This is a genomic window from Glycomyces rhizosphaerae (assembly GCF_042647865.1).
GTDB lineage: Bacteria > Actinomycetota > Actinomycetes > Mycobacteriales > Micromonosporaceae > Glycomyces > Glycomyces rhizosphaerae.
This window is the reverse complement of record NZ_JBHRWO010000012.1, coordinates 77,361-102,007: the sequence shown is the minus strand read 5'-3', so window position 1 is coordinate 102,007 and position 24,647 is coordinate 77,361. Positions and strand designations below refer to the sequence as shown.

Genomic DNA, 24,647 nt, shown 5'->3' with positions numbered 1-24,647 from the left:
GCCCAAACTTCACCCGGTCGTTCACTCAGAGGCACGCGGTTGGGCCGCCGCGCTCATCGAAACTTTCGGGGCATTTTCCGATAACTTCCAGAGCTTAGTTAGAACAGGGAGTGATGTCAATGAATCTCTTTCAGTTATGTATACGACACCCTGCGTCACAGAATGCCGGTCCGGGCGGGGGCATTTTTGTCGATGATCAGCCGATTCCACGCCGAATGAGCGTGAGTGTCGATGTCGCCGCCGAGGGGCCTTTCGCGGCAAGATCACCGCAATGCGCGCCCGGAACTTTCATGGTCGGGCCGAGCGCACCGAGCGGATGCCGCCGCCTAGCCGAGCGCCGCCCGGATCTGGCCGAGCCATTCCGCGGCGAGCCGGCGTCCGTTCGGGAGCTGGTCGCCCCGGTCCCAGCGCCACATGGTGACCATCGCCAGCATGAGGATCCGGCACTCTCGCAGCAGGTCGAGGTCGACGCCCCGATAGTGCTCGGCGAGTGCGTCGGGCGCGTGGGCGAGGTCGAATTCGACGGGTCCGCGGCAGCACGTCTCGAAGTCGATGAACAGCAGCCCGTGCTTCGTGGCGAGCACGTTGCCCGGGTGCGGTTCGCCGTGGAGCACCTGTTCACTGCCGCGTTCGCCGATCGCTCGCCGCAGGTTCCGCAGCGTGTCGCCGAGCAGTTCCCGGTCCGCGTCGATGAGATCCGGCGTGCGCCCGCGGTCGGCCACGAGCTGCTGCGCCTCCTCGACCCGGTCGAAGAAGTGCGGTGTCGGGACGTCGATCCCGCGCATGCCGGCGTGCAAGCGCTCGAGCGCTTCGGCGTAGTCGGCCGGTGCATGCTCTTGGGCGGTGACGGGTTCGTAGTAGGTCCACAGCGTGACCGTGAAGCCGTCGCGCTCGTAGACACCCGGCTCGACCCGGGGGTCGAGTGCGGCCACAGGGCTCCCCGCTTCGGCGAGCCGCTGGGCGACCTCGATCTCGAACTGCGCGTTCTGTTCCGCCACCGGTGCCACCCGGGCGAGCACGTCGCAGGGCAGCAGGCGCAGGGCGAGCTTGTTCGAGTTGTTGAGCACGACCGCGTCGTCGACCGCGAGGTCGAGCGATGCGGCGATCGACATGGCCGCGGCCACCGCACGTCGGACCTCTGGCGCCTGCATCGTCGCTCGGCCCTCTCTCTTGAACGCCGCCGCACTCTCCATGGGGTGCAACCAAGGCACCGTACCAAGTCCTCGAAACTGGTACTAGGGGATTTTGCGCCGGTGCTCAGGACGGGCCCCGGGCGTATCGCCGCGATCGCAATCCCGAAGGCCGCCAGTACTTTTCGGACAGAAGGATACCCAGCAAAGACAAGCCTTAACCGCCGAAACATTGGTGGATATTGATCCATTTTGGTCGTACCATCGAAGGAAAGTCGGCGCTCACGCTGCGACTGCGACGGCGAGCAGTGCACCGGCCTTCCGCCCTGATCGAAACGATGCTGGCGCCCTCCACTGGCCCCGCTGACCGACGGCCGGACCGTGTCCGTGACCGTCGAGGACGTGGGCGAACCGAAAGACGAGGCAAGCGCCGCCGCGGCGATCGCACCGGAAGTAGTCAAATGAAGGCAAGGTTTCGAGACCAGAGGCCGACCCGGGCACTGCGGACACGCCTGGTCGGGTCAGCGCACCCTGACCGCGGCCGGCTGGATGTCGATCGTGAAGGCGGTGGTCTCACCGAGGTCTTCACCGTCGATTTCCAGCAGGCGCGGCTGGGCCAAGGTCACGGTGAGGCTGCGCGCCTTCGCGTGCATGACGGTGTCGGCGCTCTGCGCGCGGTCGTGATCGCCGATGAAGCGCCGGATGCCGTTGTCCCAGACGAACGAGCGGAGTGTGTCGAGCCATTGGCCGATGCCCTCGGCCTGGAGCAGGAGGAGGTCGAGCTCGCCGTCCGCCGGGTCGGCGTCGGGCAGCAGCGTCATGCCGCCCTGCAACGTCCCGCAGTTGCCGATCATGAGGGTGTGCACTGAGGTCCGTTTCGACGCCGTGCCGTCGAGGGCGAGTTCGATGTCGACCACCTCGCTCGCTTTCATGGCGCGCCCCATCGACTCGATGTAGGCGAGCCATCCGATCTTGCTCTTGAGGTCGTCGTCGGTCTCGTCGATCATTTGCGCGTCGATGCCGAAGCCGGCCAGGACGGCGAACGCTTTGCGGACGCGTCCGCCGCCGATGTCCCCTTCGATCCAGCCGAGGTCGATCTCGCGCGGATCGCCATCAAGTGCCCTGGTCAGGGCCGCGGCGAGATCGCCTATGGGAATGTCGAGGTTGCGGGCGAGGAGGTTGCCCGTGCCGAGCGGGACGATGGCGAGGTCGGCAGCGGCGCCGTCCTCGGCGAGTCGTTCGGCGACGGCCCTGACGGTGCCGTCGCCGCCTGCGGCGACCACCACGTCAGCGCCTGCCGTCAGCGCCTCTCCCGCAGCGGCTCGACCAGAGTCGTCCAGGCTCGTCTCGTGCCACGAAAGCGCCCCGTCGGAGAGCGCTGCGGGCATCGCCTCCTCGAGATCTGCTCTTGACGTCTTCGAGGGGTTCCACACGATACCGAACCGGTCGCCGATCATTTCGCCTCCGTTTCGCCCTATGCCTGACGCCCCACGCTACGCGATGACCGATCCAGGCGGCCCGCGTCGCTGGGATGAGAGCCGGCGAGGACGATTCGCCTGTCGGTGGTGGATCGTCCAGTGTGGCTCCTTACGTGGTGACTGAGAAGCGCTTGACGGTGACGGCCCCGCCGAGGGCGGCGGTGGCGTAGTTGAAGATCGCGAACCGGTAGCCCATGAAGAACGTCCAGTTGTTGTTGAGGGTGAACGCGGGTCCGAGTTGCGTGAAGCTGGATCCGTCTTCGCTGTAGGAGAAGACCGCTTGACGTCCGGAGCCGGGTCGGATGTCGGCGGTGACGCGCAGCCGGACGGTGGAGCCGCAGAGGTCGGCGCCGGCCCTTTCGGTGCCGGTGCCGGTGGTGTTCCAGTTCGAGTCCATGGTCAGGCCGTCGGTCATGGAAATGCGGGTGATGCCGTTGTCGCGGCGCAGCCCGATCCAGGCTGATGCGTCGCGGAGCATGGCGAGGCCGGCCCGGTCGCCGTTCGCCATCTGGGCCGGGTCGATCTCGACCGTGGCCGTCGAGGAAGGCCCTTGGATGCGGTGGGTGAGGGTGTTGCGGGCCGAGTAGAGGTCGTTGGTGACGGTGGCGGTCTGGAGCCGGAGCCCGGTGCCGGTGGACCATTTCGTGTTGTCGGGGTTGTGGTTCCACTCCCACTTGGCGGCGAGACCCGCGGCGGTGAACTCGTCCGTGCCGATCAGGGACGGCACGGGATGCGGGGTGAGGTTCGGGAACGGGTAGCTGCTCCCCCAGGCGCCGTTCACCGTCTGGACCTGCGGCCAGCCGTCCGAGGTCCAGGTGATCGGGGCGAGCGCGGGCATCCGCCCGCCGGGGTAGGCGTCGACGAAGGCCATGTAGTACCAGGCCCCGCCGGGGGTCGAGATGAGGCCGCCCTGGTGCGGGACGCCGCCGCCGGAGACGGGGCCCGGCATGTCGAGCAGGACCTGCCTGAGTGCGTAAGGGCCCCAAGGCGAGGAGGCTTTGAGGATGTACTGGCCGTTGGCGGGCCGGGTGAGGAAGATGTAGTAGCTGCCGTTGATCTTGTAGAACCGGGCGCCCTCCAACGTGCCGATGTTCGACGGGGTGGCGAACACCTGCTGGTTGCGGACCTCGGTCTTGCCGTCGGCCGAGAGCTGGGCGACGGAGATCTGGGTGTTGCCGTAGGCGACGTAGATGGTGTTGTCGGAGTCGACGAGCATTCCGGCGTCGTAATAGGCGCGGGTCAGCTCGGCGTGCCGGGTCCACGGCCCGGCCGGGTTGGTCGCGGTGTACATGTAGGAGCGGGCGAAGTCGATCTGCCCGAGCCAGTAGAAGCGGTTCTCGCTGGGCCGGTGGGTGATCGAGGAGGCCCAGATCCCGCGCACGTAGCCGCGCCCGCCGCTCAGGTTGTACTTCGACCCGAAGTCGAGCGATGGCACCGAGTGACCGATGAACTCCCAGTTCACCAAGTCCCGTGAATGCAGGACCGGGGCTCCGGGTGAGTAGTGCATCGTGGACGCGGTCATATAGAAGTCCGAGCCGACACGGATCACCTCGACGTCCGCGAAGTCCTGCCAGATCACCGGGTTCGCGTACGTGGTCTGCTGTGCTTCGGCCCCCATGCTCGGACCGAGTGCGCTGACGGCGGCGGCCCCGGCGAGCACGCCGGCCCCGCCGATGAGCATGCGTCTGCGGCTCTGGGGGAATTCAAGCCAGGACATGGTCGCCCCTTTCGAAGGGTGAGGGTGGGGCGGTCGGATCGGTATCGCTCGATGGCACCGACCGCCCCATGGGGGAATCGGAACTAGGAGGCCGCGGCGATGTCGGCGAGGACGGTGTCCGCGCCGCAGGTCGCGCCCACGGGGACGAGCGAGAACTGCTGGTTCGTCGCCCCGGTCACGGACCACTGGCGGATGGGAGCGCCCGTGGCCGTCGACCAGTTGTAGACGTCGAGCGCCTTGCCCGAGTTGCGGTTCACGAACGAGTAGTAGCCGGCCGAGTTCTTGGTGACCGTCCACTGCTGGTTGGTGCCGTTCAGGTTCGTGTACTGGGCGACCGTGGCGCCGTCGGCGGTGCTGAAGTTCCAGACGTCGAGCACCTGGCCCGAGTGGCGCACCTGGATCCGGTAGTAGCCGCCGCCGGAGTCGATGAACCGGAACTGCTGGTTGTTGCCCTCGATATTGGTGTACTGGGTGAGGATCGCGCCGGTCGCGGTCGAGGCGCCTTGGATGTCGAGGGCGAGACCGGAGTGGCGGGAGACGATCGTGTACCAGTCGCTCGTGTTCGGCGGCTGCGCGTCGGCGCGGTCGGCTTGGAAGGCGACGAGGCCCGCGGTGGCGAGCACGATGGCCGCAGCGAGCGCGGCCAATGCTCGGACCCACCGGGACAGGATCGACAGGTCGGGTGCGGCCGATGTCATCGGGAACTCCTTGTCGGGAACGGGGAATGAGGGGTTCGGAGGGGTCAGCACGAGGCGCCTCCCGTAAGGGTCAGGAGGGCGAGCCGGTACGGCAGCTGCGAGTAGTCCATGCCGTCGGAGCTCGGGTCGCGTCCCTGGTAGAGCATCTGGAGGTTGCCGGTGTCGATGTTCATCTTCTGGTCGTTGCCGGCCCGGATGAGTTCGCCGTGGCTGATGTCCTTCGTCCATCGGCCGCCTGGGAACGTCGTGTTCGCGAGCCCGGCGAACGGGGTGTTCTCGTTCGCGGCCTGCGGCTGCCACTGCCCGGTGATCCCGTTGGCGGTCCATGAGCTGTAGTAGCGGCCGTTCGAGCCGATCGACTCCCAGATGAGCAGGTACTGGTCGGAGTTGTCGACCTGGTAGACCGCGCCGCCCTCGAAGAGGACGTTCCGGTCGCCCTGGAGGACGATCTGGGTGTTGCGGAAGCCGTTCGGGAACTCGCCGATCGTGGTCTCGGACCGGTACACGTGTCCGTTGTCTTCGGCGCCGAACCGGTAGGAGGTCGGCAGGGCCTGCGCACCGACCTCGCCTTCAGTGGTTTCGGTGTTGGCGGTGACGGCGCTCGAGGCCACCGAGGTTGCCACGGCGAGCACGGTAAGCGCTCCCAATATTCGAGTCCGAAGCGTTCGTTGCATGAATTGCCCCTCCATGAGCAGGCGGAACTGCCTGTTGTCGCCCACAAATAGAAGTCGGTTCCGAAACGTTCGACAGGAATTCCGAAATTTAGATGATTCGAACTATAGAGAGTCATCGATATCTAGTCAACGGCTCGGGCGAAGTTGAAACAGTTGGTGCACATGGCGTTAGACTGCCGCGATGAGCCCCTCCTCCGCTTCCGGGCCGATCTCCGAAGGCCCGCTGACGATCGCCCAACTCGCCGAGCTGGCCGGCGTCTCGACCGCCACCGTCTCCAAAGTGGTCAACGGCCGTTCGGACGTGTCCGCGTCCACCCGCGAGCAGATCGAAGGCCTCATCCGGGACCGCGGCTACCGCCGGCAGCGGCGGCCCGCGAAGGCGGCGGCGCTCATCGACGTCCTCTTCCATGAGCTGCGGGGCCTGTATGCGATCGAGATCCTGGGCGGCGTCCAGGAGGTCGCCCACGAGCACCGGCTCGGCGTGGTCCTCTCCGAGATGGGCGGACGCCACGTCCCCGGCCACGACTGGGTCGAGGAGGTCCTGGCCCGCCGCCCGCTCGGCGTCATCTCGGTGTTCTCCGGCCTGACGACCGAGCAGAGCGACCGGCTCTACAGCCGCGACATCCCGCTGGTGCTGCTGGACCCCACCGGCGACCCCGACCGCGACGCCCCCTCAGCCGGGGCCAGCAACTGGAACGGCGGCCTCGCCGCGGCTCGCCATCTGGTCTCCTTGGGCCACAAGCGCATCGCGGTGATCTCCGGACCGGGCCGCATGGAGGCCGCCCGTGCCCGCCTCGACGGCTTCCGTTCGGGACTGGACATGGCGGGGGTGCCGATCGACCCGGCCCTGGTCCGCCACGGCGACTTCGAGATCGAGACCGGCCGGGATCTCGCCATGGACCTGCTGCGGCGCGACGCACCGCCCACGGCGATCTTCACCGGCAACGACGGGATGGCGGTCGGCGTCTACCACGCCGCGGCGAAACTGGGCGTGCGCATTCCCCACGATCTCAGCGTGGTGGGCTTCGACGACCTGCCGAAGGCAAAGTGGACGGTGCCGCCGCTCACCACGATCCGCCAGCCGCTCAAGGCGATGGGGAACGCTGCTGCGCAGATGCTCGTCGCGCTCGCCGCGGGCGAGACCCTGCCTCTCCAGCGCGTCGAACTCGCCACCGAGCTCGTGGTGCGAGAGAGCACCGCCCCGCCGCGCGCCTGAGCGCCGTCAGCGCGCGAGTCGGTCCGGGTCGCCTGTGTTGTCTCTGCGGACGAGCCAGGCCTCCGTGATGTGGGCGAACATCGCCTCGGCCGCGCCGTCGGGGTCGCGGGCGGCGATGCGCTCGTAGACGCGGCGATGGCCGAGATTGGACGCCTTGCAGAGGGATCGGTCCGCGCGTCCCATGTAGCTGGCGGTGTTGATGACCTGGCTCTCCAGCGAGCGCACGACGGCGCGCGCGATGCGGTTGCCCGAGGCCCGCATGATGGTGTCGTGGAAGGCCCGGTCGTGCTCCTGATACGAGGCCGGGTCGTCGACGAGCTCGTCCATGCGGTCGACGAGGTCCCGCATCCGGTCGACGGCGGCGGCGTCGGCGACGCGGGCGGCCACATTGGCCATGTCGGATTCGAGCAGCCGCCTGGTGACGACGAGGTCGTCGAGGATCCCGAGGGTCTCGTCGTCGTCGATGGCCGCCGCGAGCACGAGTTCGTCGAGCATGTTCCACGAGGTGGAGGGCAGCACCGTAGTGCCCGAGCCCTGGCGGATCTGCACCAGGCCCTTCTCTTGCAAGACCTTCACGGCCTCGCGGACGACGGTGCGGCTCACCGAGAACGTCGTGCACAGGGCGTGTTCGGCGGGCAGCGTGGAATCGGGCGGATAGTCGCCGCGCACGATGCGCTGCACCAGCTCCGCGGTGACCGCCTTCGCCAGATTGGTCGGCCGCCGGGCCCACGTGGGCGGGGCCGGCTCGCTCGCGGTCGGTCGCTGCACTGCCGTCATCTGCCCTCCGTCCATGCCCGGTCCGGGCCGCGGGCCCAGTATACGCCATCACTCCATTGACGTAAGACGTCATACAAGTTACGTTTATGAGCGACCGTTACGGCCGGACCCTCCCGGTCACCCCCACGGAGAGAGAACCGCGATGAAGCGACGAGCACTGTGGACCACCGTCCTGATCGGGCCATTGGCCCTGTACGGCTGCGGGAGCGCCGCCGGACCGGACTCCTCCGGTGGAGGCGGTGACGGCAAGCTCGTGGTCTGGGACTGGAAGTCCGGGGACGCGACCGCCGAGTCCTACATCGAGGAGGCGAAGGCCGACTTCGCCCTGAAGCATCCCGACGTCGAGGTCGAGTTCGTGGCCCAGCCGTTCGACCAGTACTACAACCTGCTCGGCACGGCGATCCAGTCCGGCGAAGGCCCCGACGTCATGCTCTTCAACGGCGGCGGCCAGCTGCGCGACCGCGCGGACGCCCTGCTGCCGCTGGAGGACTACCTGTCCGAGGACATGGACCGCCTCGCCGGCTGGGAGGCGTTCTCCGCTGACGGGCACGTGTACGCAGCGCCGGTCACGTTGCAGGGCCATCCGATCTACTACAACAAGACCCTCTACGAGGAGGCCGGCCTCGACCCCGAGGCCCCGGCCGCGACCTGGAGCGACTTCCAGGCCGACTGCGCCACGATCACCGAGGCCACCGGCGCGAAGTGCTTCGCCATGGGCAACAAGGAGGGCTTCGGCATCCAGTTCTTCCTCTCGGGCCTGGGCTCGGGCGTCCTCACCCCCGAGGAGTACGACGCCTGGATCGCCGGAGACCGGGACTGGACCTCGCCGGGCGTGAAGCGGATCTTCGAGCTGTGGGTCGAGGCCGAGCAGGCCGGGCTCAACAACGAGGGGGTCAACTCCACCGCGATGTTCAACGACGAGTTCGCGATCTTCGACGCCGGCGAGGCCGCCCACGTGATCGGCCTGATGTCGGACGTCGGCCACTGGAAGGACTTCGGCGAGTTCCTCGGCGCCGAGAACGTCGGCGTCATGCCGGCCCCGCTCGTCGACCCCGAGGCCGCGCCGAGCCTGCCCTACGACGGCGGCATCGGCTACGGCGTCGCCGAGTGGACCGACGACCCCGGGCTCGCGGCCGATCTGGTCCGCTCCCTCACCTCGGCCCCTGCGCTGGAGGCGTTCTACGCCGACGCCGGGGCGATCGCCGCCGACACCACGATCGACGCCTCCAGCTCCGGTCCGGCCACGGCCGAGATCGTCGACCAGATCCCGACCGGTCGGCCCGCGCTGCACGTGGCCCTCTCCGCCGAGACCCTGGAGCTGATGGGGCGCCTGTCCCAGGAGCTCCTGAGCGGATCGGTCACCGTGGACGACGCACTGGCCCAGCTCGCCGAGAGCGACCAGGCGGCCTGATGGCGGTCAGCAGCTCGCCGACGCCGGTCCGAACGGCCCCAGGGCCTCGGACCGGCGGCCCGGGCGTCCCCGGCACCCGGCGCGGCGTCCGCCCGCTCTCCGAACGGCTCGCGCCCTATGTCCTGGTGGCTCCGGCGGTCCTCGTCATCGGCGTGTTCCGGCTGTACCCGCTGGCTCTCGGGGTCAACTTCTCGTTCACCGGCGACGGCGACCGCAACGGGCAGGCGGTCGGGCTGGACAACTACACGGTCCTGTTCGCCGACCCGATGTTCCGCGAGTCCATGCGGAACGTGGGCCTGCTCGTCCTGCTTCTGCCTGTGGCCGTGTTGATCCCGGGGCTCCTCGCCACCTTCGTCTACCTGCGCGTGCCGGGGCACCGGGTCTACCGCGGCGTCTACTTCTTCCCCGCCGTGCTCTCCCCGGTGATCATCGGCGCGATCTTCAACCTCCTGCTCGCCTTCGACGGGCCCGTCAACGCCCTGCTCGCCGCAGTCGGGCTCGGGCCGGTCGACTGGCTCGGGGACCCCGACGTAGCGATCTTCGCCGTTGTGGGCGTGCACATCTGGGCGACCTTCGGGATGGCGCTCGTCGTGTTCCTCGCCGGTTTCGCCACATTGGACGCCTCGCTCATCGACGCCGCCCGGGTCGACGGGGCCTCGCTCCCGAAGGTGATCCGGCACGTCATCGTCCCGGGCTTGTCGCGCACCATCCAGTTCGTCGTCGTGACCACCATGATCGGGATGCTGACGTCGATGTTCGGCCTCGTGTACGTGATGACCGGCGGCGGACCGGAAGGCTCGACCTACCTGCCGGAGTACTACATCTGGTTCCAGCAGGGCCAGATGAGCCGTCCGGCCCTCGCCTCGGCCGCGTCGACAGTGCTCTTCGTCGTGATGCTCGTGGTCGGGATGCTCCAGCTCGCGCTCCTGCGCCGGACCGGAAGGGAAGACTGATGCAACCGCTCCGCGCCGGAAGATGGCTCGTCGCCGTTCCCATGGCGGCCCTCGCGATCGCCACGGTCTACCCGCTCGTGTTCACCGCCAACGTCGCCATGAAGACCCGGCACGAGTACGTCCTCGACCGCTTCTCCCCCGCCGAGGCGCTGCGCTGGGACGCCTTCGCCACCGCCTGGGACAGCGCCGACATGGACCGCTACCTCGTCAACTCGCTCATCGTCGTCACCGGCTCGGTCGCGCTGCTGGCCCTCATCGGATCGATGGCCGGTTTCGCCTTGAGCCAGTTGCGGTTCCGGGGCTCACGGGCGCTGTTCCTCGGCTGCCTCGCGGCCCTGTTCATCCCGTTCCAGGTCATCATGGTCCCGCTCGCCCGCACGATGGCGCAGACCGGGCTCATCGACACCTACCCCGGGCTGATCCTCGCCTACGTCGCGCAGTTCCTCCCGTTCACGGTCTTCCTGATGACCAGCTACTACAGCGGCATCCCCGCGGAGATCGTCGACGCGGCCCGAATCGACGGCAACTCCGTGTACGGGGTCTACGGGCGGATCATGCTGCCACTGGGCCGACCCGCGCTCCTGTCCGTCGGCATCCTCAACGCCCTGTTCTGCTGGAACGACGTGCTCATCGCGCTGCTGATGATGCCCTCGGCCGAGCATCGCACCCTCATGGTCGGCGTCACCTCGCTGCGCGGCCAGTACGCCGCGGACATCCCGACGTTCGCCGGCGCGGTGCTCATCGCGGCGGTGCCGGTTCTCGCTCTCTACCTGGTCTTCCAACGCCAGATCGCCTCCGGCGTCACCGCCGGCTCCACGAAGGGATGACATGCGGATCACCGGTTACCGCACGCTGACGACGATCCAGGAATGGGCGCGGCCCGTCGGCGACGCCAACGGCCTCTTCGACGACGGGGTCACCACCCTCCCGATCATCCTGGTGGACACCGACGAGGGCATCACCGGAGTCGGTCTCGGCTCGCACGTCGAACTGGAGAGCGTCTTCGCCGCGATCGAGGGCGAGGACCCGCGGAGCGTGACCGCGCTGTACGACCGGATGCTGCGGTACGCCTTCAAGGCCGGCCACGCCGGGCCCGTGTTCGGAACCATCGGCGCGCTCGACACCGCCCTGTGGGACATCAAGGCGCAGGCCGCGGACGAACCGCTCTGGCGCTTCCTCGGCGGGGGCGACCGGGTCGTGCCCGCCTACGCTTCGGGACTCGACATCGGCCTCAACGACGATGAACTCGTCGCGGCCTACGGCGTCTATGCCGAGCGCGGTCTGCGGGCCGCGAAGCTCAAGGGCGGCATCGACGTCGAAGCGGACCGGCGGCGGCTGAGCCTGGTGCGAGACGTGCTGACCGAGGCGGGAGGCGGCGCGCGGCCCGGCCTCATGCTCGACGCGAACGAGACGTGGTCGCGCAAGCAGGCGGTCCGCCACGTCCGCGAGCTCGAACGCACACTGGACCTCACCTGGGTCGAAGAACCCGTGCGGCGCTGGGACGCCGAGGGCCTGGCCGTCGTCCAGCGCGGCGTCCGCGCCGCGGTCGCCAGCGGCGAGAACCTCACCGGGCTGGAGCAGTATCGCCCGCTCCTCCAGGCGGGCGGGATCGACATCGTCCAGACGGCCGCGGTCTGCGGGATCACCCACTTCCTGCGGGTCGCCGCCCTCGCCCACGCCCACGACCTCCCGGTCAGCCCGATCGGCAACATCCCCGTCGGGCTGCTCCACGCCGCGACCGCCGTGCCGAACCACCTCGTCAGCGAGCTGCAGGACTTGCGTCCGCCTGTGGGCATCGCCGCCGACCTCGACATCGAGGACGGCGCGTTCGTCCTCGGCGACTCCCCCGGCCTGGGCCTCACGGTCTACAAGGGATCTATCACCGAGCTCGGCCTCCGGCCGGGCCCGGCGAACCCCGCAGGGCCGGGCATCCGGCCCGAACGCGCCGGACTGCGCCTGTTCGCGACCGCCGCGCAGGACACCACCTAGACCCGACCGATCCCCGACTCGCCTCTCGGCGGGCGGACCGCGAGGCACCGCCGGCCGAGAGGCGAGTCCCGCCACTAAATATCGATGAATCTGCACTGATGAATGATCACTGCTGAGACCGCCTCGCAGCACATGGAAAGGAAAACGACATGCGGCACTCACCCCCGAGACGCCTTCGTCCACCCGCCCTCGCGGCGGCCCTCCTCCTCGCGGTCACCGGAGCCCTCGCCGGCCCCGGCGCTTCCCCGGCACAAGCCCAGACCGAACACTCGATCTACGTTTCCCCCACCGGCAGCGACAGCGGCTCCGGAACGGCCGCCCAGCCGCTCAAGACGCTGACCGAGGCGCAGCGTCGCGCCAGGGAGGCCGCCGCCGCGGGTGACGGCGACGTCGCCGTCACCTTCCTCGACGGCACCTACCGCCTCTCGGCGCCGCTGCGGTTCAACGCCGCCGACTCCGGCCGCAACGGCCACACCGTGACCTGGCAGGCCGCGGACGGCGCCGACCCGGTCATCACCGGAGCCCAGGCCGTCACCGGCTGGGTCCTCGACGACGCCGCGACCGGGATCTACCGGGCCGACGTCGGCACCGGCTTCGACACCCGGCAGCTCTACGTCGACGGCGTCCAGGCCCAGCGGGCGCGGACCAACGTGGCGCCCTCGGACATCACGCTCAACGCCGGCGGGTTCACGTTCAACAACGGGAACTTCGACTACATGTCGGCGCTGCCCGACAAGAAGCGCATCGAACTCCAGGCGATGCTCTCGTTCACCAACCGGTACGCGCCGGTCGAGAGCATCTCCGGCAGGTCGGTCACGATGCAGCAGCCGGCCTGGAACAACAACACGTACGGGTACGACACCGTCCAGAGCCCGTTCCGCACACCGCAGTTCTTCCTGCTCAACTCCAAGCGCTTCCTCGACCAGGGCGGCGAGTGGTACCTCGACACCACCGCCGGACGGCTGTACTACAAGCCGCTCTCCGGGCAGAACATGGCGAACGCGAAAGTGGAGCTGCCGCGCCTGGAGACGCTCGTGGAAGTGGGCGGCACCTACGACCAGCCCGTGCGCGGCCTCGAGTTCTCCGGGTTGACCTTCACCGGCACCTCCTGGCTCGACCCGGCCTCGTCCAACGGGTACGCGAACCAGCAGACCGGCACGTTCATCACGGGAGTCCAGTCCCACCGGCCCGCCGACGCCTTCACCTCGTGCAAGTCCGGCTGCAAGGGCTTCGAGGGGGCCCGCAACGGCTGGGCCCAGGTGCCGGGCGCGGTGCAGGTCTCGGCCGCCGACGGCGTCACGTTCGCGGACAACACGTTCGTGAACCTCGGCTCGATCGCGCTCGGCATCGGCAACGACGCCAACGCGCACTCCAGCGGCGTCGGCCTGGGCGCCAAGAACATCACGGTCACCGGCAACTCGTTCACCGCGAGCGCCGGCGGCGGCATCGCGGTCGGCGGGGTCAGACCCGACGCGCACCACCCGTCCGACACCCGGATGGTCAACAGCGACATCATGATCAGCGACAACAGCATCCACGACACGGCCGTGGAGTACGTCGACCACGCCGCGATCCTGGGCACCTACGCGACCCGGCTCACGATCGCGCACAACTACGTGTCCGACATGCCTTACAGCGGCATCAACATCGGGTTCGGCTGGGGCGCCAACGATCCGGGCGGCAGCCCCGAGTACCTCAACCGCGGGCTGTACGACTTCCAGCCGATCTACCAGACGCCCACGACGTCGCGGGACGTCCACGTCACCGGCAACCACGTCCGCAACGTCGTGGAGGTGCTGTGGGACGCCGGATGCATCTACTCGCTGTCGGCGCATCCGAGCAGCTCCATCAACGAGAACTACTGCGAGACCAGCGGGCAGCTCGGCCTGTACTTCGACGAGGGTTCCCGGTACTTCACCGCGAACCGCAACGTCTTCCGCAACACGGCCGGCCAGTGGGCCCACGCCAACAACCAGAACAGCAACCTCACCGGCAACATCACCCTGACCGGGAACTACACCACCAACTCCGCGATCACCGGGCTCGTCGACGGCCAGCGCGGCAACGTCGTGCGGGACAACACCACCTTCAACGCGGGCTCGATTCCCGCCGCGGCCGCGGCGATCATCGAGGCCGCCGGTCCGGACGGCGACACGGGCCCGACGCCGACCTCGGGCGCGCTGCGCGGCACGGCGTCGAACCGGTGCCTGGACGTGCCGAACCAGTCGACGACCAATGGCACGCAGGTGCAGATCTACGACTGCTGGAACGGCACGAACCAGCAGTGGTCCTATTCCGCCGCAGGGGAATTGAGCGTCTATTCGGGCACGTCGCGCAAGTGCCTGGACGCTTCGAACGGCGGTACGTCGAACGGGACGGCGGCGATCATCTGGTCGTGCCACGGCGGCGCGAACCAGCAGTGGGATCGGCGTTCGGACGGTTCGATCGTGAACCGGCAGTCCGGGTTGTGCCTGGACGTGTCCGGGGCCTCGACCGCGAACGGCGCGCTGGTCCACCTCTGGTCCTGCCACGGCGGGGCGAACCAGAGGTGGACGCTCGCCTGAGTTCTTGACCGAGTACCGATGGCGCGGTCTTGCGGGCCGCGCCATCGGGCGCAGTTCCGGACTCGATCTAGGGTTCGGGGACGACCGGTTCGAGGAGGCGGCGCGGACGGTTCATGGCGCGGCTGACCGGGTCGTCGCGCTTGGGGCCCGGGCCGGGGTACATCTCGACGTCGCCGGGCGCGATCGAGCCGCATTGCGGGCAGTCGCCGGAGGGCAGGAGCCCGCTGCCGCAGTCGGCGTGGCGGAACAGCCGCGGGGGCTCGCCGCCGATGTGGCGCTTGCTCCACACGCTGAGGGTGTAGATCACCGGCCACAGCTCGATTCCCGCGTCGGTGAGCAGGTATTCGTAGCGCGGGGGCGAGGGCTGGTACTGCCGCTTCTCCAGCACGCCGCCTTCGGTCAAGCGGCCCAAGCGGTCCGAGAGGACGGCCTTCGGGATGTCGAGGCGGACTTGGAAGTCGCTGAAGCGCCGCACGCCGTAGAGCGCGTTCTGCACCACGAGCAGCGTCCACCGCTCGCCGAGCAGTTCGAGCGCGCGGGACAGCGAGCAGTCCTGCCCCCCGTAGTCCTTGCCTAGTGCCATGAACGCATCCTAGCCGGGTTCAATGAATGAACCAACACTGCTAGGCTCCGGTGAGTTCATTGAACGAACCTAGGAGACCCCCTTGACGACGCTCACCGAACCCAAGGCCCCCACCAGGACTCGCGCGGTCCTGGCCGTCCTCTGCGCGGCCCCGCTGCTGGTGATCCTCAACTACTCGACCCCGCTGATCCTCGCCCCGCAGACCGCCGCCCACCTCCACGCGAGCGCCACCGGGCAGACCTGGATCATCAACGCCATCTCCCTCGGACTGGCCGTCCCGCTGCTCACCTCCGGCAGCCTCGCCGACAACCACGGCCGCCGCAAACTCTTCGTCGCCGGGGCATGGCTGTTCGCCGCCGCGATCCTCCTCGCCGCGCTCGCCCCAGACACGCTCGTCTTCGTCGCCGCCCGGATCATTCAGGGCGCGGCCAGCGCCGCACTGCTGACCGCGAGCCTCGGCATCATGGGCGCGGTCTTCACCGGAGCCGAGGAACGCCGGCGGGCCACCGCCGCCTACGGGGCGATGATGGGCCTCGGCGTGGGCGCCGGAGGGATCCTCGCCGCGCTGCTGAACGCGGCGCTCGGATGGAACGGCCCCTACTGGCTGTACGCCGCGGCCGCGGTGGCCCTGGCCTTGACGGGTCGCGCCGTGCTGCCGGAGTCGCGGGCCGAGCGCCCGCGGCGGGCCGACGTGGCGGGGACGATCACCCTCGGGCTCGGCGTGGCCGCGCTCATGTCCGGGCTGACGCTCGGCCGCCAGGACTGGTCGGACCCGGTGGCCATCGGGCTGCTCGCCGCTGCCGCGGTGTTGACGGCCGCGTTCGTCGCCGTCGAGTTGCGCGGCCGGGAGCCGATGCTCGATCCCGCGCTGTTCGCCCGCCCGGCGTTCCTGGTCGCCTCGCTCGGTGCGCTGGTGACGGGTGTCGCGGTCATCAGCATGATGAGCTACCTGCCGACGGTGTACCAGTCCGAGACGGGCCTTGGTCCGGCGACGACGGCCGTGGTGATCGCGATCTGGTCGACCGCGGCGTTCGTGGTCTCGTTGCAGGTCAAGCGGTTGGCGCTCTCGTCGGGCGCGCTGCTGGCGGTGGCGCTGGTCGTCGCCGGAGCCGGCTCGGCGCTGCTGGTCGGCCTCGCGGACGGCTGGTCCTGGTGGCAGGCGGTGCCGGCGCTCATCGTCGCGGGGGCGGGCTACGGCGCGGCGAACCCGGCGCTGACCCGGCTCAGCATCGACAGCGTCCCGGCCGACCGCGGCGGCATGGGCTCGGGCGTGAACAACACCATGCGCTACATCGGCACCGCCGCGGGCATCCCGATCGTGGCGACCTTGGTGGACACGGTCGGCACCGACGGTTCACTGTGGATCTGCGGCGCGCTCGCGGCCGTCTCGGCGGGCGGGTTCGTGCTGCTGACCAGGCGCGACAAAGCCTCGTGACCGACGCGTGGGGTGGTCGATTCGCCCAGTCGCTCTTGCGGTCGGCGGGTCGGCCGCGTCAGGCCAGGAGTTTGGCTTTGGCGGCGGCGAACTCGTTATCAGTGAGCACGCCGGAGGCGTGGAGCCGGCCCAGTTGGTTGAGCTTCTCGACCACGTCGTCGCCACCGCTCGCGGTCGGCGCGGGCTGGGCCTGCTGGTCGCGGTAGGCGTGGGCGTCGGCCTGCGTCTGCTGGCGGTTCGTCGCGGCGCGGTTCATGGAGCGGTTCACGGCGCCGGCGGTCCCGGCGATGACCGCGGTGCGGGCCATGGTGCCGAGCAGGCCCGGCCGTCCAACGCGTCGAATCATGGCGGTGCCTCCTAGTTTCGGGCGAGTTCGGTGATGGCGGCGGCGGGGACGCGTTCCCAGTCGAGCACGCGCCCGCCGACGCCGCCGACGGCCGCGGCGAGGGTCGCGGCCCAGGTGTGCTGGAACACGAGCATGCCGATGGCGGTGTCCGGTTGAAGCTCTTCGGCGACGGCCTCGGCGTCCTCGGCGCTCAGGATCCCGGCGGGTTCCCCGACGAGCGCGGCGAGGCGATTGTCGACGGTGGAGGCTTCGAGCCATTCGATGGAGCCGTCGCCGTCGCGGCTGACCAGCAGGGCGTCGAGCACGTCGATCGTGCCTTCGGCGTCGAGCCGTTCGAGTTCGGTGAGGATGCGGCCGTCGAAGCGGTTGCCCGTGAACTCGACCAGCACCAGGTCGACGGGTGCCCTGCGTTCCATTCCTGCCTCCTGGGGCGCCGTGGCAGCGCGTTCGCGCAGCTCCTGGACCGGACGGTACACGGCGGCCCGAGGCCCGGCATCGGATTCGCGTGAACGCCGCAGCGGGTCTCGGGCGGCGCCGATCCGATCGATCCGACGGAGGACGATCGGGCCGGGATATTCGGCGAGTCGGACCCGCCCGGACGCGACCGGGTCCAAGATCGGGAGGGACACACGGAGATCGGGGAAGCCATGGCATCGCGAACCATCGCGTCGACGCGCCTCATATTCCCGGCACTGCTGCTGGTGATCGGCGGCTGCTGGCAAGGGATCGAAGGCATCGCGGCAATCGTCCGGGGCGGGTACTTCGTCGCGCCGCCCGGCTACGCGTTCTCCTTCAGCATCGCGGGTTGGGGATGGGTCCACCTGATCGTCGGGGTGTTCGCGATCGCGGTCGGGATCGGACTCGTCATCGGCCGCCCGCTCGCCTGGCTGCTCGCCCTGATCCTGGCGTCGGCCTCGCTCATCTCGAACTTCCTGTGGCTGCCGATCGAACCGGGATGGTCGGTGGCCGTCATCGCCCTCGACGTCCTCGTGATCTGGTCCCTGGCGACCGCGCGCGACCGGCCGTCGACCGGCGTAACAGGCGAGCACCACACCTGATCCGGACCTTCACATCAGGCTGACCGCGGTGCGGGCGTGTCGGCGCCGCGGCCGGCCTCGACTGCGGCGCGGCCGATCAGCTCGACGACGAGCGCCAGCAGGGCGACGACGATCGCGACCGTGACCACTCCGGAGACGCCGGGGTGGCGCCACAGGACGATCCACAGCAGACCGGCGACGGCCAGCGCGACTTCGATGCCGCGGCGGTGGCGGTGGACGGCGAGGCCGAAGCCGCCGAAGGTCACGCCGGATCCGGCGAGGCCGCGGGCGGCGGCGTTCCGGGCGCCGGCGCCGAGCCGCCGCACGGCGCTCGGGGCCTTCCCGGGCCCGATCAGCCAGCAGGCGAGGGCGACGATCAGCGCGAGCACCGTCATTGTCTCGGCGCCGCCCTTGAGGAACCTGGTGACGGTGTCGAAGACGTTCACCGCGGCCTGCTGCGACTGGACCGAGTCGCCGAGGCCGGCCAGGTACGCGCTCCTGCCGATCGTGAGTCCCGCGGACAGCAGGAGCATCCCGCCGGCGACGCACAGGGCGCCGATGAGCAGGCCGCGGCGGCGGTCGGGGGCGGTGGCGATCCCGGCGGCCAGGAGCGCGAGCCCGGCGACCGGCAGGATCCAGGCCGCCGCGTCCAGCAGTGCTGCGGCGGTGCGCAGCTTCGCGAACGTCTCGGACTGGGCGATCGTGAAGGTCACCGAGACGGCCGGGATGCGCTCGGCCAGGGCGAAACCGGCCTCGACCATGCGGTCCTTGACCCGTTCGACGACGGGTCCGAGGTCGAGGACGAGGTCTTCGCCCCGGAGCTCGAGCGGACCGCCGCCTTCGCCGCGCAGGAGGGAGACGAATGCGGTGTGCGCGCGGAGGGTGGCCTCGCGCCACAGCTCCGTGAACTGGTCGGAGTAGACGACGGCGTTGATCTGCTTGTCCACGAACGAGTCGATCCCGGAGGCGAGCGGCACGGCGAGCCGGTCGAGGACCTCGGGCCCGCCCCTGGTCTGGACCGCGTCGATCGCCTCGGCCACGAGCGCGTCGACGTCGATCGCCTCGTCGACCGCGCCGTTGATGCGGGCGGCGACGGCCGCGCGGACCTCCGCGTCCTGGTACAGCGGCTCCACGCTGTCGACGAACCGGTCGGTGTTGAGGACCTGGTTGCGCGCGAACACGGTCACCCCGGCGAGCACGATCACCACTGCGGCGAGGACGAGCAGCACGGCCGATCCGGTCCAGCGGAGGCCTCGCCTGCCCTTGCCTTGCGCGACTTGCGCTCGCAGGCGCTCCAACTCGGCGCGCTCGGCCCGGTTCAGCGCTGCGTCGGACATGGTCTCGCTCCTTCGGTCCGCCGCGGCGACCTCGCCGCGGACGCTCGCCGGGGCACCGAGCCTCCAGATCGTACGGTCCGGGCGCGGCGAAATGCCTGCGTTTCCTCACATTCGGCGGCGCCGACCCGGGCCCGTCTGATCACGGGACGGCGTCGGGTTCGCGGCGGCGGCGACCGCGATGCCGGTGCCGAAACCAGTCGCTTTCGCCCGCGCGAGCCCATAATGGACTCGGAGGCGATGATGGGCATTTTGATTCCCTCGAGTCAGCGGCGGACGTTGTCGGAGCTGTACGACCGGATCGATCTCAGCGACGGCGACCGATCCGCGAAGCGCTCCGCGTACTGGACGATGCTGGTCCTGTCCGGGGTGATCGCGACCGCCGGCGTCATCGGGGACTCGACGGCGACCGTGATCGGCGCGATGATCGTGGCGCCGCTGTCGACGCCGATCCTGGCCGTGGGACTCGGGATCGTGACCGGGCGGCTCGCGCTGGTCGGGCGGTCGCTGCTCTATGTGGCGGTGAGCGTTGCGGTCGTGGTCGCGATCGGCTTCCTCTTCGCCCTGGTCCTGCCGAATCCCACGAACGTCCTCACCAATTCCCAGGTGGTCGGTCGCGTCTCCCCCACCCTCACCGACCTCACCGCGGCCGTCGCCACGGGTTTCGCCGGCTCGATCGCGATCGCGCGCCGGGACGTCGGCGATGTGCTGCCCGGAGTGGCCATCGCGATCTCACTGGTGCCGCCGCTCGGCGTGGTCGGCGTGTGCCTGGGATCGGGCGAGCCCGACCTGGCGCTCGGGGCGCTGGTCCTGTTCGCCTCCAACATGGTGGTGCTCATCATCGCCGCGGTGGTGGTGCTCATGGCGGCCGGGTACGCGCGCGAATCCGCCGAGTCGACGGACACGAAGTGGCGCGGCCGCGCCTATGCGGCGCTCGCCGTTGTGCTGCTGGCGGTGGGGATCCCCATGACGCTCAACTCGGTCACCGCCGTGTGGGCGAAGGAGGTGCAGTCGCTCGCCGAAGACTGGGTCGAGGACATCCCTGAAGCCGAGGTCAGCGACGTCTCCTGGCACGCGCACGGCCTGGTCGTCGAAGTGCGGAGCCCCGAGGACCTGCCCGACATCGCCGATCTGCAGAACGCGGTCGACGACATCCTGCCCACCGACCCGCCGGTGACCGTGGTGCACACCGTGGGCGAGCGCATCAGCAAGGAGGGTTCCTGACCGACGCCCTGGCCGGGCGTCGGTCGAGGATGGTCCCTAAGCCCGCGATTCGGCTACGGCCAAGGCCGCGATCGATCCGAGCATGATCAGCGCGCCGGACGCCGTGGCGATGGTCAGCGGCTCCCCCAGGAACGCCACCGCGAGCACCGCCGCCGTCACCGGCTCGAGCAGCATCATCACCGCTGAGGTCGTCGCCCGTACCCTGGCCGCGCCCGCGAAGTAGAACGGGTAGGCGAGCGCGGTGGTGAACACCGCCAGGTACGCGACCAGCACCGCGGTGTGCGCGAGCTGGTCCGCGGGCGGGACGAGTCCTTCGACGGCGGCGGGAATCGCGAGGACGGCCGCCCCGATGCTGAAGGCCCACACGGTGAGCGTGAACGGGTCCTCGCCGCGTTCGCCGAGTCGGCGGCCGATCAGGGTGAAGGCGGCGTATCCGGTCGCCGACAGGACCGAGAGCGCGATGCCCGCGGGCTGGACGACGCCTTCGGCGTTGCCGCCGACCAGGACGGCCAGGCCCGTCAAGGCCCCGGCGATGGCGGCCGCGCCGCCGAGGCCGATGCGCTCCTTGAGGAAGATGCGGCCGCCGATCGCGGTCAGGATGGGCCCCGATCCGAGCGTGACGATGGTGGCGACCGCGACGCCGGTCAGGTCGACCGCGGCGAAGTAGGCGGTCTGGAAGACCGCCATGGCGACTCCGAGACCGCAGAGGCTCGCGAGACGGCCCGCCCCGCGTCCGACCTGGACGGTGCCGCCCCGGCGTCGGCGCAGCACGGCGACGACGGCGAGCAGCAGGACCATGCCGCCGAGGTGGCGCCAGAACGACAGACTGACCGGCCCCATGTCGCTGGAGCGGAAGACGAGGCCGGAGACGGCCCCGGTGGTGCCCCACGAGAGGCCGGTGACGGTGAGGAAGAGCAGGCCGCGGCGCGCGGCGGCCCGTTGGACGGCGCGCGGGCGCGCCGGGGTTTCGATGATGGTCAAGGTGCGTTCCCTACGAGAGCGAAGCGGAAGGTGGCCTTCGTCTGCGGGCGCAACGCGAACGCGCACCGGGCCGGGCCCGGTGCGTGGGTAAGGGTTCGATGCCCGCCTTAGGAAACTGGCGGGGAGAGCTGACCACTGGAACGCATGGAGGCAACCCTACAATCGCGATCGCCAGAAAGCCAGTCCGGCGGTGCGGCGACGGGTCGCGGCGTCAGGCGATGCCGCGCGTGTTCGCACGTAGGATGGGCGCATGTCCGAACGCGAACAACCGGCTCCTGCAAGCGGTTTGCACCAGATCTCGCCCACCGGTGAGCAGTTCGCCGCCGCCGCAAGCGTGTTCGCGCTCCTGGCCGATCCGACCCGCCTGCACCTGCTGTGGGTGCTGGCCGAAGGCGAAGCCGACGTGACCGCGCTTTCGGAGACGACCGGGGCCGCCCGGACGGCGGTCAGCCAGCACCTGGCCAAACTGCGCCTCGCCGGACTCGTGCAGCCCCGCCGCGAAGGCCGGCGCGCGGTCTACTCGCTGACGGACGGGCACCTGCGCCGCCTCGTGCTCGAAGCGCTCAGCCGTGCCGACCACCAGGTCACCGGCAAGCCCTGGCACGCCTGAGGCCTTTATGTGCTCGACATGTGCGCACGTGCGCACATGTATGTTACGGTCAGGGGACCTTCATCTCCGTACCGAGGACCGCACCGTGCTCGCCGTACTGCGCCACCGCGTCTACCGCCACCTGTTCGCCGCACAGGTCATCGCCCTCGTCGGCACCGGCCTGGCGACCGTGGCACTGAGCCTCCTGGCCTACAACCTCGCCGGGGCGCGCGCCGGCGCCGTGCTCGGGACGGCCTTGGCGATCAAGATGCTCGCCTACCTGTTCGTCGGCCCGCTCGCCACCGCGCTCGCCGGGCGGTGGCCCCGGCGGACCCTCATGGTCGCCATGGACGTCGCGCGCGCCGCCGTGGCGCTGGCCCTGCCGTTCGTGACCGAGGTCTGGCAGGTCTACGTCCTCGTCCTGGTCCTCCAGGCCGCTTCGGCGGCGTTCACCCCGACCTTCCAGGCGACGATCCCCGAAGTCCTGCCCCGCGAAGCGGACTACACGAAGGCGCTGTCGCTCTCGCGCCTGGCCTACGACCTGGAGAGCCTGCTCAGCCCGGCCCTGGCCGCCGGACTGCTGGCCCTGGTCGGGTACCAGTGGCTGTTCACCGGCACCACCGTCGGGTTCCTCGCCTCGGCGGTCCTGGTCGTCTCGGTGGCCCTGCCCGGGCTCGCCCCGCCCGCGCGGGGCTCGGAACGATGGGCGACGACCGCCCGCGGGTTCCGGCTCTACCTCGTCACGCCCCGGCTCCGCGGGCTCCTGCTGATGCACCTAGCCGTGGCCGCCTCCACGGCGATGGTCATCGTCAACACCGTGGTCCTCGTCCAGGACGTCCTCGGCAGGAGTGGCGGTGACGTCGCCATCGCGTTGGGCGCGTATGGGATCGGATCGATGGCCGCCGCGCTGCTGCTGCCGCGGCTCCTCAAGCGCCGAACCGACAGGCAGGTCATGCTCCCCGCCGGATGCATCCTCGCCGCAGGGCTCATCGCGCTGACCGCCGCGCTGTCAGGCGACCTGCTCGGTTGGGCCGGGCTGCTCGCACTCTGGGTCGTGCTCGGGGCCGCCACCGGCGCGATCCTGACTCCGACCGGACGCCTGGTCACCAGGTCGGCGACCACGGCCGACCGGCCCGCCGCCTTCGCCGCCCAGTTCTCCCTCTCCCACGGCTGGTTCCTCGCCACCTATCCGGTCGCCGGATGGCTCGCCGCCGAAGCGGGCACGGCGACCGCCGCCGCGGTACTCGCCGTCATCGCCGCGGCCGCCGCACTCACCGGGCCCATCGCCTGGCCCCGGCGCGAGACCGCGGCGCCCGCTGCGGCGGCGTCAGCTGCCGATGGTGAGGCGCAGACCCGATACTTCAAGCGGGTCTATGGCTATGACCGTGTCCAAGGGACGGTCGATCCATGACTGGACCTTCTTCCCGAGCTGCTCGGCGCGGCGATCGTCGGACGCGTTCGCGGCGGTGCCGCTGACCAGCACGCTCCAGCCGAGCCGGCTGTGCGGGTCGATCTCGTCGGCCTGATACGCCACTCGCAGGCCCGCTTCACCCATGACGGCCTGCGCGAACGCCGAGGTATGCCGGGTGAAGACGATGATCCGGCCGTCGTCGACGACGTGGTTCAGGGGCCTGATGGTGGGGCTCCCGTTGAAGACGAAGGCCACCCGCCCGAACTCGGCGCGTCCGAGCAGGCCGAGCGCGAGCTTCGGTTCGATCTTGACCGGGACTCGCTTGGTCTCCATGACTACCCCCTGTCGGGACTGTCCGGGAACCGCCTGGTCGTGCGGCGGTGATCAACCGGGAGCATGGCCGTCGACCGACGGCACGCGCTCATGAATGAGACGCGATCACGACTCGTGATTCGACGGTAGCAGGATCGCAGCGGCGAAACCGTCGAACGTTCAGGCGCTCGGCGGAAGGGCCGCGAACCCCGCGGCCCTTCCGATGTGCGGGCTACTTGAGCCAGCGGTGGCGCTCGACCAGGCCGAGGCCTCCCCAAGCCCTGCCGAGACCGAGCGTGTCCTCGGCGCGGACCATGGCGAGCCCGATCAGGAGCGCGGCGTAGACGAGGTGGTCGTCCATGAACGGGTTGTTCTCCGGCGGCAGCGCCGCAGTCCACATGAGCACGAGCAGCAGGGCTCCGGCCGCCGCGGCGATCCGCATCCCGACGCCGAGGATCAGGGCCGTGCCGATGGCGCCCAGGCCGATCATGAACAGGACGTCGGCGAACGTCGAACCGGCCATGCCCTGGTAGAGGTCCGCGAAAGGCCCCTTGGTGGCGAACTCCAGGTAACCGGCGGTCGGGCTCCCGCCGTCGATCCAGGCGGCGTCGCGTTCGGTGGCGAAGCCCAGGCCGAAGGTCTTGTCCAGGAAGGCCCAGAGGAAGACCCAGCCCAGGGCGAGGCGCAGGCCGGCCCACAGGTAGTCCACGGCGGCGCGGGCGGGCGCGCCGTTCCGGGCGGTGGTGCGGTCGGTTTCGTAAGAGGTGGTCATTGCAGTATCCCTTCGG

At 69.8% G+C, this 24,647-nt stretch carries 24 protein-coding genes; 11 read left to right on the top strand and 13 right to left on the bottom strand.

Translation table 11 applies throughout. The features are described from left to right. Positions 1-326 precede the first annotated feature (326 nt). The 5 genes from ACFO8M_RS14815 to ACFO8M_RS14795 form a co-directional block, all read right to left on the bottom strand. Entirely contained in the window at positions 327-1,151 is an 825-nt protein-coding gene (locus ACFO8M_RS14815) for a phosphotransferase family protein (RefSeq protein ID WP_387977449.1), read from the bottom strand. Positions 1,152-1,651: 500 nt separating this feature from the next. Next, complete coding sequence (locus ACFO8M_RS14810) at positions 1,652-2,587, bottom strand: diacylglycerol/lipid kinase family protein (RefSeq protein WP_387976740.1); 936 nt, start codon at positions 2,585-2,587, stop codon at positions 1,652-1,654. 130 nt (positions 2,588-2,717) lie between these two features. Then, positions 2,718-4,325, bottom strand: coding sequence for a glycoside hydrolase family 43 protein (locus ACFO8M_RS14805; protein ID WP_387976737.1), 1,608 nt, complete (start codon positions 4,323-4,325; stop codon positions 2,718-2,720). A gap of 83 nt (positions 4,326-4,408) precedes the next feature. Next, positions 4,409-5,023 (bottom strand): RICIN domain-containing protein, encoded by a 615-nt coding sequence (locus ACFO8M_RS14800; protein ID WP_387976734.1) that lies wholly within the window; start codon positions 5,021-5,023, stop codon positions 4,409-4,411. 44 nt (positions 5,024-5,067) lie between these two features. Then, on the bottom strand, positions 5,068-5,646 hold the full coding sequence (locus ACFO8M_RS14795; RefSeq protein ID WP_387976731.1) for a non-reducing end alpha-L-arabinofuranosidase family hydrolase: 579 nt from the start codon (positions 5,644-5,646) through the stop codon (positions 5,068-5,070). A gap of 232 nt (positions 5,647-5,878) precedes the next feature. On the opposite strand from ACFO8M_RS14795, the gene ACFO8M_RS14790 reads away from it, so the two are divergent. Further along, positions 5,879-6,913 (top strand): LacI family DNA-binding transcriptional regulator, encoded by a 1,035-nt coding sequence (locus tag ACFO8M_RS14790; RefSeq protein ID WP_387976728.1) that lies wholly within the window; start codon positions 5,879-5,881, stop codon positions 6,911-6,913. A gap of 6 nt (positions 6,914-6,919) precedes the next feature. Here the strand turns inward: ACFO8M_RS14790 and ACFO8M_RS14785 are convergent, their stop codons facing one another. Further along, a complete protein-coding gene (locus ACFO8M_RS14785) occupies positions 6,920-7,690 on the bottom strand; it encodes a FadR/GntR family transcriptional regulator (protein ID WP_387976725.1) in 771 nt (256 codons plus the stop codon). 142 nt (positions 7,691-7,832) lie between these two features. Here ACFO8M_RS14785 and ACFO8M_RS14780 point away from each other — a divergent pair, with 142 nt between their 5' ends. The 5 genes from ACFO8M_RS14780 (at position 7,833) to ACFO8M_RS14760 (ending at position 14,607) form a co-directional block, all read left to right on the top strand. Next, positions 7,833-9,101, top strand: a complete 1,269-nt coding sequence (locus tag ACFO8M_RS14780) for an ABC transporter substrate-binding protein (protein ID WP_387976722.1) — start codon at positions 7,833-7,835, stop codon at positions 9,099-9,101. Further along, entirely contained in the window at positions 9,101-10,054 is a 954-nt protein-coding gene (locus ACFO8M_RS14775) for a carbohydrate ABC transporter permease (RefSeq protein WP_387976719.1), read from the top strand. Before ACFO8M_RS14780 ends, ACFO8M_RS14775 begins: the two co-directional genes overlap by 1 nt. Beyond that, on the top strand, positions 10,054-10,881 hold the full coding sequence (locus tag ACFO8M_RS14770; RefSeq protein WP_387976716.1) for a carbohydrate ABC transporter permease: 828 nt from the start codon (positions 10,054-10,056) through the stop codon (positions 10,879-10,881). Before ACFO8M_RS14775 ends, ACFO8M_RS14770 begins: the two co-directional genes overlap by 1 nt. A gap of 1 nt (position 10,882) precedes the next feature. Next, a complete protein-coding gene (locus tag ACFO8M_RS14765; RefSeq protein WP_387976713.1) occupies positions 10,883-12,043 on the top strand; it encodes a mandelate racemase/muconate lactonizing enzyme family protein in 1,161 nt (386 codons plus the stop codon). Positions 12,044-12,192: 149 nt separating this feature from the next. After that, positions 12,193-14,607 (top strand): RICIN domain-containing protein, encoded by a 2,415-nt coding sequence (locus ACFO8M_RS14760; RefSeq protein WP_387976710.1) that lies wholly within the window; start codon positions 12,193-12,195, stop codon positions 14,605-14,607. Between the two features lie 67 nt (positions 14,608-14,674). Here ACFO8M_RS14760 and ACFO8M_RS14755 read toward each other — a convergent pair whose 3' ends face one another. Next, positions 14,675-15,190, bottom strand: coding sequence for a winged helix-turn-helix transcriptional regulator (locus ACFO8M_RS14755; protein ID WP_387976706.1), 516 nt, complete (start codon positions 15,188-15,190; stop codon positions 14,675-14,677). An 82-nt stretch (positions 15,191-15,272) separates the two neighbouring features. On the opposite strand from ACFO8M_RS14755, the gene ACFO8M_RS14750 reads away from it, so the two are divergent. Next, positions 15,273-16,625, top strand: coding sequence for an MFS transporter (locus ACFO8M_RS14750; RefSeq protein ID WP_387976704.1), 1,353 nt, complete (start codon positions 15,273-15,275; stop codon positions 16,623-16,625). 58 nt (positions 16,626-16,683) lie between these two features. Here the strand turns inward: ACFO8M_RS14750 and ACFO8M_RS14745 are convergent, their stop codons facing one another. Next, positions 16,684-16,971 (bottom strand): SHOCT domain-containing protein, encoded by a 288-nt coding sequence (locus ACFO8M_RS14745; protein ID WP_387976701.1) that lies wholly within the window; start codon positions 16,969-16,971, stop codon positions 16,684-16,686. 11 nt (positions 16,972-16,982) lie between these two features. Continuing rightward, complete coding sequence (locus ACFO8M_RS14740; RefSeq protein WP_387976698.1) at positions 16,983-17,387, bottom strand: DUF6325 family protein; 405 nt, start codon at positions 17,385-17,387, stop codon at positions 16,983-16,985. Positions 17,388-17,618: 231 nt separating this feature from the next. Between ACFO8M_RS14740 and ACFO8M_RS14735 the strand changes: the two genes are divergently transcribed. After that, positions 17,619-18,029 carry a DUF7144 family membrane protein gene (locus ACFO8M_RS14735; RefSeq protein ID WP_387976695.1) on the top strand — a complete coding sequence of 137 codons (411 nt, stop codon included), beginning with the start codon at positions 17,619-17,621 and terminating at the stop codon, positions 18,027-18,029. 14 nt (positions 18,030-18,043) lie between these two features. On the opposite strand, the gene ACFO8M_RS14730 is transcribed toward ACFO8M_RS14735, so the two are convergent. Beyond that, complete coding sequence (locus ACFO8M_RS14730) at positions 18,044-19,345, bottom strand: hypothetical protein (RefSeq protein ID WP_387976692.1); 1,302 nt, start codon at positions 19,343-19,345, stop codon at positions 18,044-18,046. A 237-nt stretch (positions 19,346-19,582) separates the two neighbouring features. Between ACFO8M_RS14730 and ACFO8M_RS14725 the strand changes: the two genes are divergently transcribed. Further along, entirely contained in the window at positions 19,583-20,566 is a 984-nt protein-coding gene (locus ACFO8M_RS14725) for a TIGR00341 family protein (protein ID WP_387976689.1), read from the top strand. Between the two features lie 36 nt (positions 20,567-20,602). Here the strand turns inward: ACFO8M_RS14725 and ACFO8M_RS14720 are convergent, their stop codons facing one another. Continuing rightward, on the bottom strand, positions 20,603-21,547 hold the full coding sequence (locus tag ACFO8M_RS14720) for a DMT family transporter (RefSeq protein WP_387976686.1): 945 nt from the start codon (positions 21,545-21,547) through the stop codon (positions 20,603-20,605). Between the two features lie 250 nt (positions 21,548-21,797). On the opposite strand from ACFO8M_RS14720, the gene ACFO8M_RS14715 reads away from it, so the two are divergent. Together ACFO8M_RS14715 and ACFO8M_RS14710 are read left to right on the top strand one after the other, a co-directional pair. Further along, positions 21,798-22,157: an ArsR/SmtB family transcription factor gene (locus ACFO8M_RS14715; RefSeq protein WP_387976684.1), complete on the top strand. Its 360-nt coding sequence runs from the start codon at positions 21,798-21,800 to the stop codon at positions 22,155-22,157. 85 nt (positions 22,158-22,242) lie between these two features. After that, positions 22,243-23,547 carry an MFS transporter gene (locus ACFO8M_RS14710; protein WP_387976681.1) on the top strand — a complete coding sequence of 435 codons (1,305 nt, stop codon included), beginning with the start codon at positions 22,243-22,245 and terminating at the stop codon, positions 23,545-23,547. Here ACFO8M_RS14710 and ACFO8M_RS14705 read toward each other — a convergent pair. Both ACFO8M_RS14705 and ACFO8M_RS14700 read right to left on the bottom strand, forming a co-directional pair. Continuing rightward, positions 23,464-23,880, bottom strand: a complete 417-nt coding sequence (locus tag ACFO8M_RS14705) for a pyridoxamine 5'-phosphate oxidase family protein (protein ID WP_387976678.1) — start codon at positions 23,878-23,880, stop codon at positions 23,464-23,466. The two genes, ACFO8M_RS14710 and ACFO8M_RS14705, sit on opposite strands and share 84 nt — an antisense overlap. A 211-nt stretch (positions 23,881-24,091) precedes the next feature. Continuing rightward, positions 24,092-24,631 (bottom strand): hypothetical protein, encoded by a 540-nt coding sequence (locus ACFO8M_RS14700; RefSeq protein ID WP_387976675.1) that lies wholly within the window; start codon positions 24,629-24,631, stop codon positions 24,092-24,094. Between the last annotated feature and the right edge of the window lie 16 nt (positions 24,632-24,647).